The 20,005-nt window shown below is 46.3% G+C and carries 20 protein-coding genes; 12 read left to right on the forward strand and 8 right to left on the reverse strand.

Going from position 1 to position 20,005, the window contains the following annotated elements:
• Positions 1-27 precede the first annotated feature (27 nt).
• Together QUE66_RS08070 and maiA are read left to right on the forward strand one after the other, a co-directional pair.
• A complete protein-coding gene (locus tag QUE66_RS08070; RefSeq protein WP_286223526.1) occupies positions 28-1,626 on the forward strand; it encodes a gamma-glutamyltransferase family protein in 1,599 nt (532 codons plus the stop codon).
• Positions 1,626-2,297, forward strand: coding sequence for a maleylacetoacetate isomerase (maiA, locus tag QUE66_RS08075; protein ID WP_286223527.1), 672 nt, complete (start codon positions 1,626-1,628; stop codon positions 2,295-2,297). The genes QUE66_RS08070 and maiA overlap by 1 nt, the downstream gene beginning before the upstream one ends.
• Here the strand turns inward: maiA and QUE66_RS08080 are convergent.
• The 3 genes from QUE66_RS08080 to QUE66_RS08090 are packed head-to-tail and all read right to left on the reverse strand — an operon-like array spanning position 2,290 to position 4,980.
• Positions 2,290-3,222 carry an AEC family transporter gene (locus QUE66_RS08080; protein WP_286223528.1) on the reverse strand — a complete coding sequence of 311 codons (933 nt, stop codon included), beginning with the start codon at positions 3,220-3,222 and terminating at the stop codon, positions 2,290-2,292. The genes maiA and QUE66_RS08080 overlap by 8 nt on opposite strands.
• Positions 3,223-3,229: 7 nt before the next feature.
• A complete protein-coding gene (locus tag QUE66_RS08085; protein WP_286223529.1) occupies positions 3,230-3,754 on the reverse strand; it encodes a gamma carbonic anhydrase family protein in 525 nt (174 codons plus the stop codon).
• 23 nt (positions 3,755-3,777) lie between these two features.
• Entirely contained in the window at positions 3,778-4,980 is a 1,203-nt protein-coding gene (locus tag QUE66_RS08090; RefSeq protein ID WP_286223530.1) for an ammonium transporter, read from the reverse strand.
• A 111-nt stretch (positions 4,981-5,091) separates the two neighbouring features.
• On the opposite strand from QUE66_RS08090, the gene QUE66_RS08095 reads away from it, so the two are divergent.
• Together QUE66_RS08095 and QUE66_RS08100 are read left to right on the forward strand one after the other, a co-directional pair.
• Positions 5,092-5,448, forward strand: a complete 357-nt coding sequence (locus QUE66_RS08095; protein ID WP_108509406.1) for a Rap1a/Tai family immunity protein — start codon at positions 5,092-5,094, stop codon at positions 5,446-5,448.
• 25 nt (positions 5,449-5,473) lie between these two features.
• A complete protein-coding gene (locus tag QUE66_RS08100; RefSeq protein ID WP_286223531.1) occupies positions 5,474-5,779 on the forward strand; it encodes a glycine zipper domain-containing protein in 306 nt (101 codons plus the stop codon).
• On the opposite strand, the gene QUE66_RS08105 is transcribed toward QUE66_RS08100, so the two are convergent.
• A complete protein-coding gene (locus QUE66_RS08105) occupies positions 5,771-6,157 on the reverse strand; it encodes an OsmC family protein (RefSeq protein ID WP_286223532.1) in 387 nt (128 codons plus the stop codon). The two genes, QUE66_RS08100 and QUE66_RS08105, sit on opposite strands and share 9 nt — an antisense overlap.
• 10 nt (positions 6,158-6,167) lie before the next feature.
• The gene (gene htpG / locus QUE66_RS08110) at positions 6,168-8,066 is read right to left on the reverse strand and encodes a molecular chaperone HtpG (RefSeq protein WP_286223533.1); all 1,899 of its coding nucleotides are present in this window, start codon (positions 8,064-8,066) and stop codon (positions 6,168-6,170) included.
• A gap of 136 nt (positions 8,067-8,202) precedes the next feature.
• Here htpG and miaB point away from each other — a divergent pair, with 136 nt between their 5' ends.
• From miaB to QUE66_RS08150, 8 genes are all read left to right on the forward strand, one after another.
• Entirely contained in the window at positions 8,203-9,555 is a 1,353-nt protein-coding gene (gene miaB, locus QUE66_RS08115) for a tRNA (N6-isopentenyl adenosine(37)-C2)-methylthiotransferase MiaB (RefSeq protein WP_286223534.1), read from the forward strand.
• 13 nt (positions 9,556-9,568) lie between these two features.
• The gene (gene ybeY / locus QUE66_RS08120) at positions 9,569-10,018 is read left to right on the forward strand and encodes an rRNA maturation RNase YbeY (protein ID WP_286223535.1); all 450 of its coding nucleotides are present in this window, start codon (positions 9,569-9,571) and stop codon (positions 10,016-10,018) included.
• A gap of 53 nt (positions 10,019-10,071) precedes the next feature.
• A complete protein-coding gene (locus QUE66_RS08125; RefSeq protein ID WP_286223536.1) occupies positions 10,072-10,917 on the forward strand; it encodes an HlyC/CorC family transporter in 846 nt (281 codons plus the stop codon).
• A complete protein-coding gene (lnt, locus tag QUE66_RS08130) occupies positions 10,918-12,441 on the forward strand; it encodes an apolipoprotein N-acyltransferase (RefSeq protein ID WP_286223537.1) in 1,524 nt (507 codons plus the stop codon).
• Positions 12,442-12,506: 65 nt separating this feature from the next.
• Complete coding sequence (glyQ, locus tag QUE66_RS08135) at positions 12,507-13,388, forward strand: glycine--tRNA ligase subunit alpha (RefSeq protein WP_286223538.1); 882 nt, start codon at positions 12,507-12,509, stop codon at positions 13,386-13,388.
• 15 nt (positions 13,389-13,403) lie between these two features.
• Positions 13,404-15,533, forward strand: coding sequence for a glycine--tRNA ligase subunit beta (glyS, locus tag QUE66_RS08140; protein WP_286223539.1), 2,130 nt, complete (start codon positions 13,404-13,406; stop codon positions 15,531-15,533).
• The gene (gmhB, locus tag QUE66_RS08145) at positions 15,530-16,102 is read left to right on the forward strand and encodes a D-glycero-beta-D-manno-heptose 1,7-bisphosphate 7-phosphatase (RefSeq protein ID WP_286223540.1); all 573 of its coding nucleotides are present in this window, start codon (positions 15,530-15,532) and stop codon (positions 16,100-16,102) included. The genes glyS and gmhB overlap by 4 nt, the downstream gene beginning before the upstream one ends.
• On the forward strand, positions 16,099-16,839 hold the full coding sequence (locus QUE66_RS08150) for a lysophospholipid acyltransferase family protein (RefSeq protein WP_286223541.1): 741 nt from the start codon (positions 16,099-16,101) through the stop codon (positions 16,837-16,839). The genes gmhB and QUE66_RS08150 overlap by 4 nt, the downstream gene beginning before the upstream one ends.
• Here the strand turns inward: QUE66_RS08150 and rsmA are convergent, their stop codons facing one another.
• From rsmA to QUE66_RS08165, 3 genes are read right to left on the reverse strand one after another with little or no spacing between them, the layout of a single operon-like run.
• A complete protein-coding gene (gene rsmA, locus QUE66_RS08155; RefSeq protein ID WP_286223542.1) occupies positions 16,840-17,631 on the reverse strand; it encodes a 16S rRNA (adenine(1518)-N(6)/adenine(1519)-N(6))-dimethyltransferase RsmA in 792 nt (263 codons plus the stop codon).
• Positions 17,615-18,610, reverse strand: coding sequence for a 4-hydroxythreonine-4-phosphate dehydrogenase PdxA (gene pdxA / locus QUE66_RS08160; RefSeq protein WP_286223543.1), 996 nt, complete (start codon positions 18,608-18,610; stop codon positions 17,615-17,617). The genes rsmA and pdxA overlap by 17 nt, the downstream gene beginning before the upstream one ends.
• Positions 18,594-20,003 (reverse strand): peptidylprolyl isomerase, encoded by a 1,410-nt coding sequence (locus QUE66_RS08165; RefSeq protein WP_286223544.1) that lies wholly within the window; start codon positions 20,001-20,003, stop codon positions 18,594-18,596. The genes pdxA and QUE66_RS08165 overlap by 17 nt, the downstream gene beginning before the upstream one ends.
• Between the last annotated feature and the right edge of the window lie 2 nt (positions 20,004-20,005).

Raw genomic sequence — 20,005 nt, forward strand, 5'->3', positions numbered from 1 at the left:
CGTTTTAGTTCAAAGGAAAGTATTGCTATGCAACCAAAATGGGGTATCCGTGGAATGGCCGTTGCGCCTCACTCACTCGCTTCTCAATCAGCGCTTGCAGTTCTTAGGGAGGGCGGCAATGCTTTAGAGGCCATGATTTCGGCAGCCGCCACCATTGCAGTGGTTTATCCGCATATGAATTCGATTGGCGGAGATTCTTTTTGGGTGATTCATGCGCCTGGTAAGGCCATGGGAGGCATTGATGCTTGCGGAGGTGCTGCTGGTTTAGCAACTCGCTCGTGGTATCAGGAGCGAGGAATCACAGGTGCAATTCCATTTCGTGGGCCTGTTGCAGCCAATACGGTTGCAGGCACCATTTCAGGATGGGGGGCGGCTTTTGAACTCTCTAAAAAAAGTTTAGGCGGCAGATTACCCTTATCTCGATTGCTCGAAGATGCGATTCACTATGCCGAGCACGGTGTTCCAGTAACGCATAGTCAGTCTGCCCTCACTGAGAAAAAACGGCTTGAGCTTAGTCCGCAGCCTGGATTCTCAGAGACGTTTTTAGTAAAAGGTAAGTCTCCAGCAACTGGCAGTGTGTTTTATCAAAAGCGCCTTGCAAATACTTTGCGTCAGATCGCCAAAAAAGGTACGAATGATTATTACCGCGGTGAACTCGCTGAGTTGATTGCAAAAGAACTCAAACAATTGGGTAGTCCACTGCGCCTCGATGATCTACAGTGCCACCATGCAAAATTGATCAACCCCTTGCACCTAGCTCATAGTTTGGCAGATGTATACAACATGACGCCCCCAACTCAAGGGGTGGTATCGCTGATGATTCTGGGTATTTTGGATCAACTCAAACTCAAACAATTTGCAGTCGATAGTCCAGAGTATGTACATCACTGTGTAGAGGCCACTAAACAAGCCTTCAAGATTCGTGATCAACACATTACGGATCCTGCATATATGCAAAAGCATGCCCAAGAATTTTTATCGCCTAGCTTTTTAAAAACACTGGCTAATAAAGTTGATCGTCAACGCGCCCTACCCTGGGGTGCCGGTCGTGGACCCGCGGACACGATTTGGATGGGTGTGATTGATGGTGAGGGCCGTTGCGTTTCGTTTATCCAAAGTATCTATCATGAGTTTGGTTCCGGAATTGTTTTACCGAAAACAGGCATTAACTGGCAAAACCGTGGTTGCAGCTTTTCACTAGACCCTAAAGCGCTCAATACCCTAGAGCCTTACCGCAAACCATTTCATACTTTGAATCCTGCCCTAGCATTATTTAGAGATGGTCGGTCTATGGTTTACGGAACCATGGGGGGTGATGGCCAACCACAAACCCAGTGTGCAGTCTTTACGCGAACTGCCATTTATGGGCTGGATCCACAGGATGCGATTAGCCGTCCTCGCTGGCTATTAGGACGCACGTGGGGGCAAACCAGTGATACGCTGAAATTGGAATCCCGTTTTGATCCAGCTCTAGTTCAACAGCTTCGCGACATGGGGCATGACATTGAGATCTTGGCTGAGCTTGATGAAACAGTTGGACACGCAGGTTGCATTATTCGTGAGCCATCGGGCATCCTCAAAGGTGGCTGGGATCCAAGAAGTGATGGTGCGGTAGCATCGTTCTGATGAAACCAACTCTATATAGCTTCTGGCGCAGCTCTGCTGCCTTTCGGGTCCGCATTGCACTCAATCTAAAAGGGATTGAGTGCAATGTGATTCCAGTCCACCTTCGCAAGGGCGGTGGGGAGCAACTCAAAGAATCCTACCAATCCCTCAATCCAAATGGCTTAGTGCCACTGTATATCGATGCGAGCGTTACCTTGCATCAATCAGCAGCCATCATTGAATTTCTTGAAGAAAAGTACCCCACTCCAACTTTGTTACCAACTAAGGTCGAAGATCGAGCCTGGGTACGAGGTTTGGCACAGGATATCGCCGCTGACATTCATCCGCTGAATAATCTTCGGGTTCTGCGCTATCTAGTGGGCAAACTTGGGGTTAGCGATGAAGCACGCTTGGGTTGGTACAACCATTGGCTTGAAAAGGGTCTCATTGCTCTAGAAAAACGTCTTTCGAATGATCCACGCGTTGGTCAATTCTGCTATGGCGATCAGCCAGGTATGGCTGATGCATTTTTAGTTCCGCAAGTGTTTAATGCATATGATGCCAAGATAAGTTTTAGTAGCTATCCAACTTTGCAGCGTATTACGTATAACTGCATGCAACTCCCCGCATTTGTGAATGCCTCTTGGGAACATCAAATTGATGCGGAAGGAAAAAATCCAGAGCCTAGCTAGGCATCATCCACCACACTAGGATTGATAGGGTAAATAAAGAACCTAGGGTAGTAATGAGTACGACCCGCGAGATCAAAGAACCATCGGCTCGGTAATACTGAGCCAACATGAATGGGCCCGTACCCGTTGGCAAAGCGCTGACTAATACTGCCGCATAAACCCAAAACGTCGGCAATCCCAGGATCGGATCAGCTACTACCCAAACGACGAATGGCTGCAAGATCAGTTTTACAAACACAAGACTCCACGTAGTCTTTGCGGGCGCAGCAGTTTTTTGAACCAAAAATAATCCAATCGATACTAAGGCACAGGGGCTAGCTGCGGCCCCTAAAAAACTGACAAACTGGCGCAGAGGTGCATAAAGCTCTAAGCCGGTAGTCGCCCAAAGCGCTCCACAAAATGGGGCAACTAATAAAGGATTGGTGGCTAAGGATTTTCCAACCGTTTGAATAATTTCACCAAACGGCTTTTTAGCATGCACCCCGAGCTCTATAAAGATAATCGCTACTGCAAACAGTGCGCACACCACAATCAAGGTGGCAATCACGGCAGGCCCGAGGCCGCTTTCACCAAATGCGAGGAGTAGCAGCGGAATGCCCATATAGCCAGTGTTCGCATACGAGCCGCTCAGGCTTTGAAAACTAGCAACGGTCCAATCCTTAGTCTGAATCCGGTAATAAATTAAGAGGGCCAGATAAACCAAAATAGCGCCCGAGCTAAACGCAATAATGAACCCTGGTTGCCACAACTCCTGCCAATTACTATGGGCAGTGAAGTCAAACATTTGGGCTGGCAAGGCGAGCCACACTACAAAGCGATTGATTTCGGTTGATGCGTTTGGACTTAACTTACCGGTTTTGCCACAAATGTATCCCGCCAAAATTAAGGCGAAGATGGGAATAATGACGTTAAGAACGTGCAGCAATGAAAACCTAGGAAATTTTCTTGAGGGTTTTGCGATAACGGGCAGCGTTCTCGACGTAATGAGAGGAGATGCGATTCATCTCAGCAATCTGCTCCGGACTCAGCGTTTTCACCGCTTTCGCTGGCGTTCCAATAATCAGAGAGCCATCTGGAAATTCTTTACCTTCGGTAACTAAGGCTCCCGCACCGACTAAGCAATTTTTACCAATATTGGCGCCATTAAGGACGATAGCGTTAATTCCAATGAGACTACCATCACCAATCGTGCAGCCATGCACCATCGCCTGATGACCAATGGACACATTCTCACCTAAGGTGAGTGGCCAACCATAGTCAGAGTGCAAAACCGCAGAATCTTGAATATTGGTACCAGCTCCAATCCGAATCGGCTCGTTATCGCCCCGGATCACCACGCGTGGCCAGACATTGGCATTTTTTCCAAGATGAACTCGGCCAATGACCTCAGCCGAGTCTGCAACCCATGCCCCTTCTGCTAGCTCCGGGGAAATACCATCCAATTCATATATCGCCATGCTTTCATTATAGTGAGGCCAAATTACCAGTTTGACTCCCGATCTGGAGTGGCGGAAATTTTATGAATACTAAGGTCGGCCCCATCAAATTCATCCTCTTGAGACATTCGAATCCCAACCGATGCTTTAAGAATTCCATAAACTATAAAACCACCGATTAGAGCAACCGCTACCCCTAATAAGCTACCGATTAACTGAGCAATAACATTAACTCCACCAAGTCCACCTAAGGCTGTGAGACCAAATATACCTGCAGCGATACCGCCCCACAAGCCGCATAAGCCGTGTAATGGCCAAACACCAAGTACGTCGTCGATCTTCCAACGATTCTGTACTTTGGTAAACATATAGACAAACAGAGCGCCTGCAACCAATCCCACGATAAGTGCCCCTAGAGGATGCATCAAATCAGAGCCAGCACACACTGCCACTAAACCAGCTAAAGGCCCGTTATAAGAGAACCCTGGATCATTGCGCCCTACAAACCACGCTGCAATGGTTCCACCAACCATAGCCATTAGAGAATTAAGAGCAACTAAACCACTGACCTTATCAATCGTCTGTGCGCTCATGACGTTAAACCCAAACCATCCCACTGTCAAAATCCATGCCCCAAGAGCTAAAAATGGGATGCTTGAAGGTGGATGCGCTGCAATTTGACCTTCCTTAGAATATCGCCCACGTCGAGCACCCAGCAAAATGACTGCTGGTAAAGCGAGCCAACCACCAACTGCATGAACCACAATCGAGCCGGCAAAATCATGAAACTCATCACCTGTGAGATTTTTAATCCAACCTTGTATTCCATAATGTTGGTTCCAAACAATGCCCTCAAAGAAAGGATATATAAAACCAACAATCACAAAGGTAGCAATCAATTGCGGATTAAACTTGGCACGCTCGGCAATGCCGCCAGAAATAATTGCTGGAATCGCTGCGGCAAAAGTTAATAAGAAGAAAAATTTTACAAGCTCAAAGCCGTTTTTTTGAGAGAGTAACTCTGCACTTGAAAAAAAGTTGACTCCGTAAGCAATGCTGTAGCCAATAAAAAAATAAGCAATGGTGGAGATCGAAAAATCAATAAGGATTTTGATCAGTGCATTGACTTGATTTTTCTTACGCACAGTTCCAAGTTCCAAAAAAGCGAACCCCGCATGCATTGCTAAAACCATAATTGCGCCCATCAAAATGAAAAGGACATCGGCCCCAGATTTCATCGCATCCATTGATACCCCTATTTTTGTAAGTGAATTTTCGGTATTATGTTTTGAAGTGGGGCAATATGATCGCAATTTTGCACCCTTTCGGTGCAAATTATGTTTTTTAAGGGACTAACAATGAAAAAACTGTTTCTATTACTTGGATTAGGTGTATCTTTTTTAAGCACCCCAGCCATGGCTGAAAACAAAGCCTTAAGTACCCAAGAGCTCGTGAAGTACTGTCAGCTTCCTGCTAGCTCAGAATTTCGATCCTTTTGTGTTGGCTACTCAACTGCGATTTACGATACCTACCTCGTAACCCGCCATCCAACGAATGCCAAACCGTTTATCTGCCTAAAGCAACCGGCACCCCCGATTGATGCAGTGATTGCCGATTACGTCAATTGGGCAAAGCAAAATCAGCAATATGCTAATACACCTGCAGCCGATAGCGCATTGCGTTACCTTGCTGGTCGCTTTCCTTGTGGCAAATAATCATTTCATTTAGGAGAACTTGATCATGAAAAAATCATTACCCATCATTCTTGGTTCCGCATTGTTGATTACAGGTTGCTCCAATATGGATACCACCCAACAGCGCACCTTATCGGGTGGCGCAATCGGTGCTACCGCTGGAGCGGTTGGTGCCGCAATCTTCCATGGCAACCCCATTTGGGGTGCAGTCGGTGGAGCTGCAGTTGGTGCAGCCTCTGGCTACGTGTATGACATGTACGAAAAAGACAAGCAAGCCCAATACAACAAAGGCTATCAAGCCGGCAAGGCAAGCTCTACCAACTCGAATAGCTCCTCATCGAGCTCAAAGTAACTCAGTATTAATTTCAATCGTGCCAATAAGTGCCTTGTGAACAGGGCATTTATTGGCAATCTCAAGTAATCGCTCTGATTGCTCGGCATCAGTGATGCCTACAAGCTTGATTGAACGCTTGAATTTCTCGATCTCGTTTTCTCGCTCGATATCTACCGTCACAATTGCATCTTGTAGATCCCAGGATTTCCTCTGGGCATACATTTTTAGGGTCATGCCTGTGCAGGCAGCTAAGGCAGCGCCTAAATATTCATGTGGCGATGGTCCTGCAGAATCACCGCCCTTGTCTTTTGCAACATCCGAGACAAAATGATCATTGCCTACCTCTAGGGTCTGCTGAAAATTACCACTACCAAATCGAGATACCACCGCTCTCATACCCAATCCTTTATGCCAAAAGCATTTGATTAATACGTTTTACAAATCCAGCAGGGTCCTGTAATTGACCCCCTTCTGCAAGCAATGCTTGATCAAACAAAATGGTTGCCCAATCATCAAATTGCTTATCTTCATATTTTAATTTGAGAACTAGCGGGTGCTGCGGATTGATTTCTAAAATCGGTTTACTATCCGGGGCCTGTTGGCCTGCGGCTTTGAGCATTCGTAATAAATTTGCGGAGAGCTCATGCTCATCAGCAACTAAGCACGCTGGCGAATCAGTCAGGCGCAATGTAACACGTACGTCCTTCACTTTGCCATCAAGGGATTTTTTCATACGCTCAATCAAATCCTTGTACTGCTCTTCGGTTTCCTTTTGCTCCTTTTTCTCGGCCTCATCGGCCAAGGCACCCAGATCAAGCCCGCCTTTTGCAACCGATACCAAGGCCTTGCCGTCAAACTCATGGAAATACGACAGCATCCACTCATCGACTCGATCCGATAGCAGCAGAACCTCAACCCCTTTTTTCTTGAAAATCTCTAAGTGAGGGCTGTTCTTGGCAGCAGTATAGGATTCACCGGTAACGTAATAAATCTTGTCTTGCCCCTCCTTCATACGACTCACATAGTCAGCAAGCGCAACTGTTTGCTCGGCAGAATCAGTGTGGGTGCTAGCAAAGCGTGCTAATTTTGCAATTCGCTCTTGATTGCCGACGTCTTCTCCGATCCCTTCTTTGAGAACCTGACCAAACTCTTGCCAAAACTGAGCATATAGCTCTTTTTTAGCAGTATCCTCACTATTAGCCAACTCCTCGAGCATCGTTAAAACTCGCTTGGTTGAGCTCTCACGGATGGTTTTGACATCACGTGACTCTTGTAAGATTTCACGAGAAACATTAAGTGGCAAATCAGCCGAATCAATCACACCCGTGACAAAGCGAAGGTACATGGGCATTAGCTGTTCAGCGTCATCCATGATGAAGACGCGTTTGACATAGAGTTTGATGCCATTGCGCTTATTACGATCCCACAGGTCAAAATTGGCTTTCTTGGGAATAAATAAGAGTTGAGTGAACTCACTGCGTCCCTCAACTCGATTGTGCGAGTATGTTAGGGGGTCTTCAAAATCATGGGAAATATGTTTATAGAACTCCTTGTACTGCTCGTCCGTAATTTCTGACTTTGGTCTGGCCCACAAGGCGGTCGCTTGATTGATGGTCTCAAACTCATCTTTTGTAACCTGCCCTTTCTTTTCTTCATCCCATTCCTCCTTCTGCATCTGAATCGGTAAAGAAATGTGATCCGAATACTTGCGAATAATGGATTTCAATTTCCAAGAGGAAAGTAACTCATCTTCGCCTTCACGCAAGTGTAAGGTGATCGAGGTACCACGCTCTGGACGATTGATGGTTTCAATCGTGAACTCCCCAGCGCCCTGGGATTCCCAACGCACACCTTCGGATGCGGGCAAACCAGCCCGTCGTGTTTCCACGATGATGTTATCAGCCACGATAAATGCCGAATAGAAGCCAACACCAAACTGACCAATCAGAGCGGCATCCTTTTGCTGATCGCCAGAGAGTTTTGTAAAGAACTCCTTGGTACCCGAACGGGCAATGGTTCCGAGATTGGCGATTACCTCATCCCGGCTCATACCAATTCCGTTATCACTGATGGTGATGGTTCTGGCTTCTTTATTGAAGCTAATTTTGATCTTTAACTCTGGATCAGACTCATACCAATCTGGATGATTCATCGCCTCAAAGCGTAGCTTGTCAGCAGCATCTGAAGCGTTTGAAATGAGCTCTCGCAAAAAGATTTCCTTGTTGGAATACAAGGAATGGATCATTAACTGCAAAAGTTGTTTTACTTCGGCTTGAAAGCCAAGGGTTTCTTTAACTGCACTCATTAGAAAGCGTCCTCTTTGGTCTTGATTTCGATTGCTTTTATATTGGGGCACCTTAAGCGATTTCAAGAGCCTAAATCGTAGCGATAATCGCCTACAATAGGGGTCTTGCCCCCAGCTATAAACCTGAGATCGGCGTATGAAAAAGCTTTATATCAAAACATTTGGCTGCCAAATGAATGAGTATGATTCGGACAAAATGGCCGACATACTTCATTCAGCACAAGGCATGGACCAAACGGATCAAATTGAAGATGCTGATGTCATCTTGCTCAATACCTGCTCTATCCGAGAAAAAGCCCAAGAAAAGGTATTCTCAGACCTAGGGCGCCTACGGGAACTAAAGCAATTAAAGCCCGATCTGTTAATTGGCGTCGGCGGCTGCGTTGCGAGCCAAGAAGGTAAACAAATTATTAATCGTGCCCCGCATGTGGATTTTGTTTTTGGCCCACAAACCTTACACCGCTTGCCAAAACTAATTGATGAGCGACTCGCCACTGGTCAATCGCAAGTAGATATCTCGTTTCCCGAAATTGAGAAGTTTGATCATCTCCCGCGCTCACGTCAGACCAAAGGTTCAGCCTTTGTCTCCATTATGGAGGGTTGCTCCAAGTACTGCAGCTACTGCGTGGTACCGTACACGCGCGGTGAAGAAGTATCTCGCCCCTTTGAAGATGTGCTCACTGAAATAGTGGGCCTAACCGAGCAAGGCGTCAAGGAGATCACTCTATTAGGCCAAAACGTCAATGCCTATCGCGGGCTTATGGGCCAAACATCAGAGATTGCTGATTTTGCCCTGCTCCTCGAATACATGTCAGAGATACCGGGGCTGGAGCGGATTCGATTTACCACCAGCCATCCAAAAGAATTTACCCAACGCCTAATTGATGTTTATGACCGAGTTCCACAATTAGTCAGTCATTTACACCTTCCCGTACAGCACGCCTCTGACAAAATTTTGTCAGCCATGAAACGAGGTTATACGAGCTTAGAGTTCAAAAGCATTATTCGCAAAATGCGTATGGTTCGCCCCAAGCTCTCGCTTTCCAGTGACTTCATCGTAGGCTTTCCTGGAGAAACCGAAGCTGACTTTGAGAAGCTAATGGATATGGTGACCGAACTGCAGTTTGATAACAGTTATTCATTTATCTTTAGTTCTCGGCCCGGTACTCCTGCAGCCAATCTAGAAGACGACACGCCCTATGAGGTCAAGTTAAAGCGCTTACAACGTTTGATTGCGCAAATTGATTCTCAAGCGCTGACAGTTAGTCAAGCAATGCTAGACAATCATGAGCGAGTCTTGATTGAAGGCTTGACTCGTGATAAGGCTCATTTGCTGGGGCGCACCGAGAATAATCGCGTGGTCAATATCATTATTCCCGAGGGTGATTCTGATCAACGCTCAGTTGATCAATGGATTGGACAGATGCAAGACGTTAAAGTGACTGAAGTTCTCAAGCACACCCTACGGGGTGAAATTGTTCATTCTTAGGTCTAATTGATTCATGAGCCAAACCCTCAATCTTGATCTTCAGTTTGCTACCCAAGCCCTCCAAAGCCAAGTTTTGAGGATAGCGAGTTTGGCGCAAATTCGTAAATGGGCTGGAGCCTGTTTTCAAAGTAAAGTAATCCTCACGATTCGCTTTGTGAATCGAGCCGAGGCCCATGATCTCAACCTATTTTTTCGCGGCTTTGATAAGCCTACCAATGTCCTTACTTTTTCCTACCCAACACAGGGAAAATCAATTGAAGCAGACATTGTTTTATGTTTACCAATTCTGCGCAAAGAAGCCAAAGAACAACAAAAGCCACTCGCGGCTCACCTCGCCCATCTTTTAATTCATGGCTGCTTGCACGCCAAAGGCTATGACCATTTAAAGCCAAAAGATGCTAAAAAAATGGAAGCCTTAGAGATCAAGATATTGCAATCGCTTGGCTTTGCAAACCCTTACTAAAAAGATTCGTTTGTCGGACTGTCATCAAAATGTTTTATGCTGTCTATTAATTTATGTCTAATAGCCTGATTGATCGTCTAAGCGCGTTTTTTTCGGACCAGTCCTCTGATCCCAAAGCGCAGCGCAGGGAGTTGATTGAGACTCTTCGTGAAGCCCAAGCCGATGGGCTCATGGATGCCGATGCGCTTTCGATGATCGAGGGCGTTTTTCAGGTTGGCGAATTATCTGCTCGCGATATATTGCTGCCTCGGGCCCAAATTGACTGGATTGACATCAATGCCCCCTTATCTCAAATCATTGCAGATGTAGTCAAAACTGGCCACTCGCGCTTCCCAGTCTATGAAGGGAATCGCGATCAAGTTATCGGAATTCTTTTAGCCAAAGATCTTTTGCGCCATTTCACAGAAAAGGATTTTCAGGTTCGCGACTGGCTTCGGCCGGCTGTATTTATTCCTGAATCAAAGCGTTTAAGCGTCCTGCTCAAGGACTTTCGTAATAACCGTAATCATTTAGCCATTGTGGTCGATGAATACAGTGGCGTGGCTGGAATGATTACGATTGAGGATGTCATCGAACAAATTGTTGGTGATATTGAAGATGAGCATGACATCGATGAGGATGCTGACAATATCACCGTCTTAAAAAATGGCGACTATCGTATCAAGGGCATGACCGAATTAGAACAGCTCAACGATGAGTTAAAAACGGTTTTTTTGGCAGAAGACGTAGAAACTGTTGCCGGGCTGGTCATTCAACATCTGGGTCGAGTGCCAAAATTTGGCGAGCGGGTTCGCATCGATGGTTATGAATTCGAGGTCCAACGTGCCGATCCCCGTCAGGTCCACATACTTCTAATGCGCCGCATATCAACCCCCAACGTTTCTGCCACTGATTCTTAATTGCAAAGTAGTCGTCTTCAGGCCAATACCGTTATTCATAGCGCCTTACTTATTTTTTTAGGAGTTCTCTTAGCGGTCGCGAGTGAGCTTCCTTTTAGCGGCTACATTCAAATAATCTTATTTGCTTACACTTTATTCATACTAAGTAGAAGTAGCGAGGCAAAATCTAGTCAGGCATTTCGGGATGGATTCTTACTCGGTCTTGGCTATTTTGTAATCGCTCTTTGGTGGATTTTTATCAGCCTTCATGAGGTGGGCGGTATGGCAATTTGGCTATCGAGCTTCGCGGTATTGGCTTTAGCTAGCCTCATGGCAGTCTATTTTGGATTGGCTAATCTGATTGCAAAGCAAGTTGCTCATTCTACGTGGCGATCTCTTGCGATACCTTCGGCCTGGGTACTCACCGAATATTTACGGGGTCAGATTTTTACTGGCTTTCCGTGGATGGGCTTTGCCGAGTCGCAAGTAAATGGCCCCTTTGCCAATATTGCGCCCTATTTTGGCGGTTTAGCTTGTACCTTTTTATGCATCTGGGCCGCCTTGCAATTGAGCCAGCCTCGATTACGAAATATCGCTGGCGTAGTGGGAGCGGTTGCGATTGTCCAGGTCTTAGGAATGTGGTCATTCACCAGCCCCAAAGACTCACCCATCTCGGTGCGCCTGATTCAGGGAAATTTTGAACAAAGCCTCAAATTTAATCCCGCTGAAATTCTCAAACAAATTCATTTTTATCGGGATCAAATTATTAAAGCTCCAGCCGATTTAATCATTGTCCCTGAGACCGCGTTTCCTTGGCCTGAGACCGATATTCCTGATCAGTCGATTGAACGTATTCAAGCATTTGTGAATGAAACAAATAGTCACGTATTACTCGGCTTAATTGGCAAAATTACTAAGGGCGATACTGCGGTTCAATATTCCAATCGAGTCAGTGGCTTTTCCAAAGAACAGTCAATCTACCACTACGATAAACATCACTTAGTTCCCTTTGGCGAATTTATTCCTCCGGGTTTTCAGTGGTTTGTGGATGCTTTTAAAGTACCGATGAGTGACTTTGCCAGAGGATCGATTGATCAGGCGCCATTTTCAATTCGTCCCCGCTCTAATCCAGATCACCCCCTTTATGCCGCCATCTCAATTTGCTACGAAGATATTTTTGGTAACGAAATCGCTACCCGAATTCGCAATAGTAGAGAGCCAGTTAATCTTTTAGTGAATGTGACCAACTTGGCTTGGTTTGGCCAATCGCAAGCCCCGATGCAACAATTGCGCCTCTCTCAATTGCGTTCTCTCGAAACCGGCCTACCTAGTTTACGTGCCACTAATACCGGAATCACTGCACTCATTGATGAACGCGGACGTGTCATGGCAGATCTTGAGCAATTTGTGCAGGGTGAGCTTGAGCTGCGAGTACAAGCCTTTGAGGGACGAACGCCCTATGTGATTTGGGGTAATTGGCCGATTTTGATCTGGGTACTTTTTGCCTTGGGGATTGGCTATTGGGGAAGAACACGACCGAATTGATTTTTTAACGAGTCCTTGGTTTGCCGAGTAAAATCAAGGTCTTATCTAAAAAATCATTGTGTCGCATGCTAACGTTTCAACAAATTATTCTCAAACTTCAAGATTATTGGGACCAACAGGGTTGTGCGCTGTTGCAACCCATCGATCTTGAAGTTGGGGCTGGTACCTCGCATACAGCCACTTTTTTGCGAGCCATTGGTCCTGAACCCTGGAAAGCAGCCTATGTTCAACCTTCACGCCGTCCCAAGGATGGTCGTTATGGTGAAAACCCAAATCGCTTACAACACTACTACCAATACCAAGTTGTTTTAAAACCAGCACCTGCCAACATCTTGGATTTGTATCTGGGCTCCTTAAAGGCTTTGGGGCTTGATCTGCAGCAAAACGATATTCGTTTCGTAGAAGATGACTGGGAGAACCCGACCTTAGGAGCATGGGGCCTTGGCTGGGAAGTTTGGCTCAATGGAATGGAAGTGACTCAATTTACGTATTTTCAGCAAGTGGGTGGCTTAGATTGCAAACCTGTATTGGGTGAGATTACCTACGGAATTGAACGTTTGGCGATGTACTTGCAAAACTGCTCAAACGTCTTTGATCTCGTCTGGACGGACGGTGTGACCTATGGTGACGTCTATCACCAAAACGAAGTGGAGCAATCACGCTATAACTTTGAACACTCCAATACAGACTTCCTGTTCGCAAACTTTAATCAGTACGAAAGCGAAGCAAAGCGCCTCATGGAGCAATCGCTTGCACTACCTGCATATGAGATGGTTCTTAAGGCAGCCCATACATTTAATCTGCTTGATGCGCGTGGGGCGATTTCGGTAACAGAGCGTGCTGCTTATATTGGTCGTATTCGTAATTTGTCGCGCTTAGTCGCGCAAGCCTATTACGAATCACGTGAACAACTAGGCTTTCCCATGTTGCAAACTAAAGCGCATTAAGGCATTAATTTTCATATGAACAGTCTCCCCTTGCTGCTCGAGCTATTTACCGAAGAGCTTCCCCCAAAATCACTCAAACGTTTAGGTGAATCCCTATCGCAGTCAATCTACGAAGGTTTAAAGAGAGCACAGTTGCTAAGTGCCAGTAGCACCTGTCAGTCTTTTGCCAGCCCAAGACGTCTAGCAGTCCTGATTAGCGATGTTTTGGATCAAGCTTCTGATTATCCGGTGCGCGAGAAACTCTTGCCACTCTCAATTGCCTTTGACGAACAAGGCAAGCCCAGTCAAGCGCTTACCAAAAAATTGGCAAGCTTAGGTCACTCTGATACTCCACTGAATCAACTGGAACGCAGTGGTGAAGGTAAAAATGAAGCGCTATATTTAAATACCATTGCCAAAGGTGCGCGCCTGGAATCGACATTACAACAGGCTCTTATGGATGCAATTCATCATTTGCCGATCGCAAAGATGATGCATTACCAGATTCAAACGCAATCAGGTGCAATTGAGGAAGTTCAATTTGCAAGACCCGTACACCGCATCATCGCACTGCACGGATCGAAGACGCTTGCAATTCATGCTTTGGGAATTGATGCAAGCAATCAAACCGAAGGGCATCGTTTTTTATCACCTGGAATCATTACCATTAGTGACGCGCAGCAGTACGAGTCCCGACTTGAGGCTGCAAAAGTAATCCCGTCATTTGCCAAACGCCGCGCTTATATTGAATCGGAGCTACAAAAGGCTGCCAACGGCCTACGAGTTTTAATGCCAGATGCTCTTTTGGATGAAGTGACCGCCTTGGTGGAGTATCCGGCGATCTATACCTGCGAATTTGATCCTGAGTTTTTGGAAGTTCCTCAAGAATGCTTGATTCTGACGATGCAAACCAATCAGAAATACTTTGCCTTGATCAATCAGGATGGCAAGCTAAGCAATCGTTTCCTCATCGTCTCAAACATCCAAACCGATCAACCAGAGTCAATTATTTCTGGGAATGAGCGCGTTATTCGTCCCCGTTTGGCCGACGCTCGCTTCTTTTATCTGCAAGATCAAAAGCGTACTCTTGAATCACGCGTTCCTGATTTAGCTAAGGTGATTTATCACAATCAATTGGGAAATCAGCTGCAACGCTCAGAACGAGTCCGAGCATTAGCCAATAAAATTGCTAGTAGCCTCAATCAAGCTGGATTTGAGCTTAAGCTTCAAGAGGTTGACCGTGCATCACAACTTGCTAAAGCTGATTTATTAACGGATATGGTTGGCGAGTTCCCCGAACTACAAGGGGTCATGGGGCGTTACTACGCCTTGGTTAATCATGAAGCACCCGATGTTGCTGCCGCGTGTTATGAGCACTATCTTCCTCGATTTGCTGGGGATTTTCTGCCACAAACCTTGGTGGGAACCGTATTGGCGATTGCTGATAAATTAGAAACGATTGTTGGAATTTGGGGTGTCGGTCTTGCTCCCACAGGTGATAAGGACCCCTATGCATTGCGACGCCATGCCTTGGGCATTTGCCGGCTGCTACTAGAAAAGAATCTGCCGCTCAATCTCAAGCAACTCATTGGTCTTGCGAAGCAGCAGTTTTCAAATCTAGTTTTGAAGGTCGAGGTTGATGAAGAAGTTATCTATCAGTTTATTCTGGATCGATTAAAAGCATATTTAAAAGATCAAGCCGTTGATGGCGCCACATTTAGCCCCTTAGAGATTGATGCGGTCCTGAGCATCCATCCGCAAAAACTCAACGATCTAATTACACGTTTACTGGCCATTCGGAGTTTCAATCAATTACCGCAAGCGGCCGCGCTCGCTGGAGCCAATAAGCGAATTAGTAACATCCTGAAGAAGGTCGATGGCAAAGTGAGTGCAGAGATCAATCCAAGTTTGCTCACGATTGCAGCAGAAAAGAATTTATACACGGCTCTTACTCAACTGCAACCGCGCCTCGATCAGAATCTCCAAGCCCAACAATTAATTGATCTATTGCAAGATTTGGTCTCACTCAGTGATCCGGTAGATCAATTCTTTGCAGATGTTATGGTAATGGATGAGAACATCGAGCTTCGAAATAATCGTCTTGCTCTACTGCAGCGCCTCCACCAACAAATGAATTTAGTTGCTGATATTGGCAAACTTGCATGACCATTAAAGTCGATAAGCTCATCATTTTGGATCGCGATGGGGTGATTAACCAAGATCGCGACGATTATGTGAAGTCATGCGATGAGTGGATCCCGATTCCTAATAGCTTAGAAGCGATTGCATTACTCTCTCAGGCTGGCTATACCCTGACCATTGCAACCAACCAATCGGGCATTGCACGCGGTTATTACACCTTAAGTGAATTGCATGCGATGCACCAAAAAATGATGGATTTGCTTAAACCATTGAGCGGCAAGATTGATAGTATTTTCTTTTGTCCTCATACCGATGCCGATCAATGCGATTGCCGTAAGCCTAAACCGGGCTTAATGCAGCAAATTGCAAATCGATATTTAAAAAGTCCTGCAAATCCTGCTTTGCCATTAAGCAATGTTCCGATCGTGGGCGATTCATTACGTGATCTTTTGGCAGGAACGGCTCTGGGCGCCAGTCCGCACTTGGTCCTAACAGGGAAAGGTCGTGGTGTTAAGAGGGCTGAGTTACCTAGCAATACACAAATTCATGAGGATTTGATGGGTTTTGCGCGATCAATTTTGGCGCAGTCATGATTTGGCTTCGTTCTCTTCTTTTTTTTATTAGTCTTGTAACGTACACGCCGCTGTATGCCGTTTTCTGCTTAATGACATTTCCCTTTCTGAGCGAACATACACGCTATCGCATCATTCAGTTCTGGGGTCAAAGCATTATCTTTTTCTTGCAATTCTTTTGTGGGGTTCGGTTTGAAGTTCTGGGAAGAGAAAATATACAAGCAGTGATTGATCAGCCTGTGGTGATACTCAGTAAGCATCAATCGGCTTGGGAGACCATCGCGTTCTTACAAATTTTTCCCAAAGAGCTCTGCTATGTATTTAAACGTGAACTACTTTGGATTCCATTTTTTGGTTGGGTGATTGGCTTACTGAACATGATTCATATCAATCGCTCTGATGCAGGCGGCTCCGCAATATCGGTTGCCAATCAAGGTAAAGAGCGTTTAAAGGCGGGCAAGTGGATGATTTTGTTCCCTGAGGGCACCCGAACACCTGTTGGATCCCATAAGCCCTATCGCAAAGGTGGGGCCCGCTTAGCCGGACTCACGGGAGCAACTGTATTGCCAGTCGCCCATAATGCTGGACGTTGCTGGCCACGAAATAGCTTTTTGAAGTACCCTGGTCTCATTACAGTCTCGATTGGGCCATCAATCCCCTCGCAGGGCAAATCGGGTGACGATTTACATGGGGCTGTGGAAACCTGGATCGAGGGTGAGATGCGACGAATTGACCCAACAGCCTATCAATCCAAATAATCACTTCCCTGATAGCATCAACGCCCACTGAATATAACGTTCCACTGAAATATCTTGGGCGCGTGCTTTTAGCTCCGTATCGGTAAGATTTAGTTGCTCAGCAATACTTTGTAAATTACTGCGTAACATTTTGCGACGCTGAGCAAAGGCCAAGGCCACAATCTGACTAAGCGCATCCCATTGAGCTGGTGTTAAAGCAAAATCAGCACGTGGAATCATCCGAATCACTGCAGAATCTACTTTGGGTTGAGGTTCGAACGCAGTCGGCGGCACATCCAATAAGTAATCCACGTGGTACCTTGCTTGCAGCATGACCGATAAGCGGCTGTACTCCGAATCACCCGCTGATGCAGTAATACGTTCTACCACTTCAGCCTGCAACATAAAGACTTGTTCATCAACCCATGGGGCGGCTGCAATCAGATGGAATAGCAAAGGCGATGAAATGTTATATGGCAAGTTACCGATCAAGGCGCAGCGCTCTTTCGATAGCTTAGCTTGCTTAGCCCAGCTCGCAAAATCAAATTGAAGAGCGTCCCCTTCGTGAATAATCAGGCCACCTAACTGCTCTCGCTGTTTTGCTTTTTGCCATGTATAAACAATGTCACGATCGATCTCAAGAACTTCGAGTTTTTCAAGTCGCTCAAGTAAAGGTCGAGTTAAGGCGCCAAGTCCAGGACCAATTTCAAGAACGTGCATGCCAGGCGTCGGATTTAAGGCATTCACAATCGCAGCAATTACTCCCTGATCGATCAGGAAGTTCTGTCCAAAGCGCTTACGTGCTCGATGCATCGTGATTCAATTTTGTAAGAGCCAACTCTCTTGCGAGTTGTAAAGCTGCAAACATACTGCGCCAATCTGCCTTACCCTGCCCAGCAATATCTAAGGCTGTACCATGATCAACAGAAGTACGGATATACGAGAGGCCCAAAGTGACATTCACTCCCTCCGTGAAACTTGCTAACTTAAAGGGAGCCAAGCCTTGATCATGGTACATCGCCAAGACCGCATCAAATGAATGCAGGCGATCCGCATGAAATAAGCTATCGGCTGGATAGGGCCCAGAGGCCAAGATCCCTTCATGTTTAGCAGCCTCAATCACAGGAATAATTACTTCAAGCTCCTCGCGACCAAGATGACCATTCTCTCCAGCATGGGGATTTAAGCCAGTCACCGCAATGCGAGGCTTTGCGATACCAAAGCGTGTCTTTAAATCCGCTTGGATGATTCTCAGAGTATTGAATAAAGACTCAAACTGAATCGCATCGGCAACCTGACGAATAGGCAAATGGGTGGTGGCAAGAGCGACTCGTAAGGGGATTGCTTGCCCTTTACCACTGAGCGCTTGGGGGATTTCGCCGCACAACATCATCACGACCTGGCGTTGCTGATCAAGCTCAGCCAAAAACTCAGTGTGTCCTGTAAATGGATGTTGCGGGGTATCCAAAATACTTTTTTGGACCGGAGCAGTAATTAAGGCGTGATGTTGACCAACTCGACAAGAATCGCTGGCTGCTCGAATGACTGAAAGCACGTACTGCGCATTAGCTAAATTAAGAACACCAGATTGTGGTGGATGATTTAGAGGGATATGCACAACTTTGATTTGGGGCGGCAATACCTCGCGCGTAAATAACTGCCGATCACCAAATAAGCTAATCTCTGCATCAGCATGGGCTGCTATGAAGGCCTTGGCAGCTGCTAATGAAACTTCAGGGCCAATGCCAGCCGGCTCCCCAGTGCTCAGTGCGAGCTTAACGGACTTGCTCATCCAGATTCAAAATCTTGACAGTCGCGGTATCGCGTAATTGGCGCAACCAGTCTTGGTAGGCTTGCTCGAACTTACGCTCTCGAATGGCTGCTCTAGCAAACTCACGTTGCTTCTCAACCGTTAATTGCGCATCGCGCCGCTCCAGCACTTGAATTAAATGCCAACCAAATTCCGTCTTGACTGGATCGCTCACCTCGCCAATTTGCAAGCGATTCATCGCAATCTCGAATGGGGGCACCAATTCGCCAGGACCCATCCAACCCAATATGCCGCCATTCTGGGCTGAGCCATCCTCTGAGAATTTCTTCGCTAAAGACTCAAAATCAGCGGTCTTGGCACGAATCTGATCACGATAACCTTGCAGGCGTCGCTCGACATCCGCGTCTTGCAATCCTTGGCGATGACGAATCAAGATATGTCGCGCTAACGTTTGCGTAACAATCATATTCTGCGGGGTGAGATCCGCTGGATTGGCATTACTGGTAGCAGCTGCGCGTGCCCCTGTACCACTGGAACGTCGATCCATTACTTTTAATACATGAAAGCCGGCCGGGCTTCGAACCACCGATGGCGCCACTTGACCAGGACCAAGATTTCTTACAGCCTCAACAAAGATTTGGGGTAAACGATCTTGGGTGCGATAGCCAAGATCCTGGAACTTAATACGAGAGTTTTCTTTATTGGCTTGTGCGCCCAACTGCATAAAATCTGCGTCACCACGTGCTTCTTTTAATATGGCTTCTGCACGCTTTCTAGCATCAGCTTGAGCGCTGGGACCTGCTCCCTCTTCCACCGGGATAAAAATTTGAGCAACCGCAATCTCTTCAGGACCTGAGCCTGCTGCGGCAGGCTCTGCTCCGCGACGCTGCATCTGCTCAACAATAAAGTTATCGATTTCAGCATCCGAGATCTTAATTTGTGAATCAACCTCCCGCTCTCGTAAACGCGCTTTTAGAACATCTTCGCGCAATAACTCACGATAGCGCTGAAAATTCATGCCTGATTTGGTGACTGTCTCCCGAAATTCATTGAAGGTCAACTTATTCCGAGTTGCAATGTCTTCAATAATCTTATTGAGCTCTTTATCGTTAACGGCTAAACCAGTTTGCTCAGCTTCCTGAATTTGAATCTTCTCTAAGATCAAGTTTTCGAGCACTTGCTTACGTAACTCGCTACCCTCTGGTAATTTTTTTCCGCCAGCTGGTGCTTGCTTTTGAATCGAGGCAATCCGATCATCAATTTCCTTACGCGTTACAACCCCAGTGTTCACAACCGCCACTACGCCATCAATGTTGACGATCTTAGGCTCATTGGCAGACGGATTATTTTGTGCGCCTGAGGGCTGACTAAACAACACGCCCAAGAATCCACATGCCATCAAATAAGGAAACATGG

Source organism: Polynucleobacter sp. HIN6 (assembly GCF_030297575.1).
In the GTDB taxonomy this organism is placed as follows: Bacteria; Pseudomonadota; Gammaproteobacteria; order Burkholderiales; family Burkholderiaceae; genus Polynucleobacter.

What these genes read in the sequence shown, in the direction of transcription:
- QUE66_RS08070 (WP_286223526.1), top strand. Translation starts at nt 28, where the DNA reads ATGCAACCAAAATGGGGTATCCGTGGAATGGCCGTTGCGCCTCACTCA.
- maiA (WP_286223527.1), top strand. Translation starts at nt 1,626, where the DNA reads ATGAAACCAACTCTATATAGCTTCTGGCGCAGCTCTGCTGCCTTTCGG.
- QUE66_RS08085 (WP_286223529.1), bottom strand. Translation starts at nt 3,754, where the DNA reads ATGGCGATATATGAATTGGATGGTATTTCCCCGGAGCTAGCAGAAGGG.
- QUE66_RS08090 (WP_286223530.1), bottom strand. Translation starts at nt 4,980, where the DNA reads ATGGATGCGATGAAATCTGGGGCCGATGTCCTTTTCATTTTGATGGGC.
- QUE66_RS08095 (WP_108509406.1), top strand. Translation starts at nt 5,092, where the DNA reads ATGAAAAAACTGTTTCTATTACTTGGATTAGGTGTATCTTTTTTAAGC.
- QUE66_RS08100 (WP_286223531.1), top strand. Translation starts at nt 5,474, where the DNA reads ATGAAAAAATCATTACCCATCATTCTTGGTTCCGCATTGTTGATTACA.
- QUE66_RS08105 (WP_286223532.1), bottom strand. Translation starts at nt 6,157, where the DNA reads ATGAGAGCGGTGGTATCTCGATTTGGTAGTGGTAATTTTCAGCAGACC.
- htpG (WP_286223533.1), bottom strand. Translation starts at nt 8,066, where the DNA reads ATGAGTGCAGTTAAAGAAACCCTTGGCTTTCAAGCCGAAGTAAAACAA.
- miaB (WP_286223534.1), top strand. Translation starts at nt 8,203, where the DNA reads ATGAAAAAGCTTTATATCAAAACATTTGGCTGCCAAATGAATGAGTAT.
- ybeY (WP_286223535.1), top strand. Translation starts at nt 9,569, where the DNA reads ATGAGCCAAACCCTCAATCTTGATCTTCAGTTTGCTACCCAAGCCCTC.
- QUE66_RS08125 (WP_286223536.1), top strand. Translation starts at nt 10,072, where the DNA reads ATGTCTAATAGCCTGATTGATCGTCTAAGCGCGTTTTTTTCGGACCAG.
- glyQ (WP_286223538.1), top strand. Translation starts at nt 12,507, where the DNA reads ATGCTAACGTTTCAACAAATTATTCTCAAACTTCAAGATTATTGGGAC.
- glyS (WP_286223539.1), top strand. Translation starts at nt 13,404, where the DNA reads ATGAACAGTCTCCCCTTGCTGCTCGAGCTATTTACCGAAGAGCTTCCC.
- gmhB (WP_286223540.1), top strand. Translation starts at nt 15,530, where the DNA reads ATGACCATTAAAGTCGATAAGCTCATCATTTTGGATCGCGATGGGGTG.
- QUE66_RS08150 (WP_286223541.1), top strand. Translation starts at nt 16,099, where the DNA reads ATGATTTGGCTTCGTTCTCTTCTTTTTTTTATTAGTCTTGTAACGTAC.
- rsmA (WP_286223542.1), bottom strand. Translation starts at nt 17,631, where the DNA reads ATGCATCGAGCACGTAAGCGCTTTGGACAGAACTTCCTGATCGATCAG.
- pdxA (WP_286223543.1), bottom strand. Translation starts at nt 18,610, where the DNA reads ATGAGCAAGTCCGTTAAGCTCGCACTGAGCACTGGGGAGCCGGCTGGC.
- QUE66_RS08165 (WP_286223544.1), bottom strand. Translation starts at nt 20,003, where the DNA reads ATGTTTCCTTATTTGATGGCATGTGGATTCTTGGGCGTGTTGTTTAGT.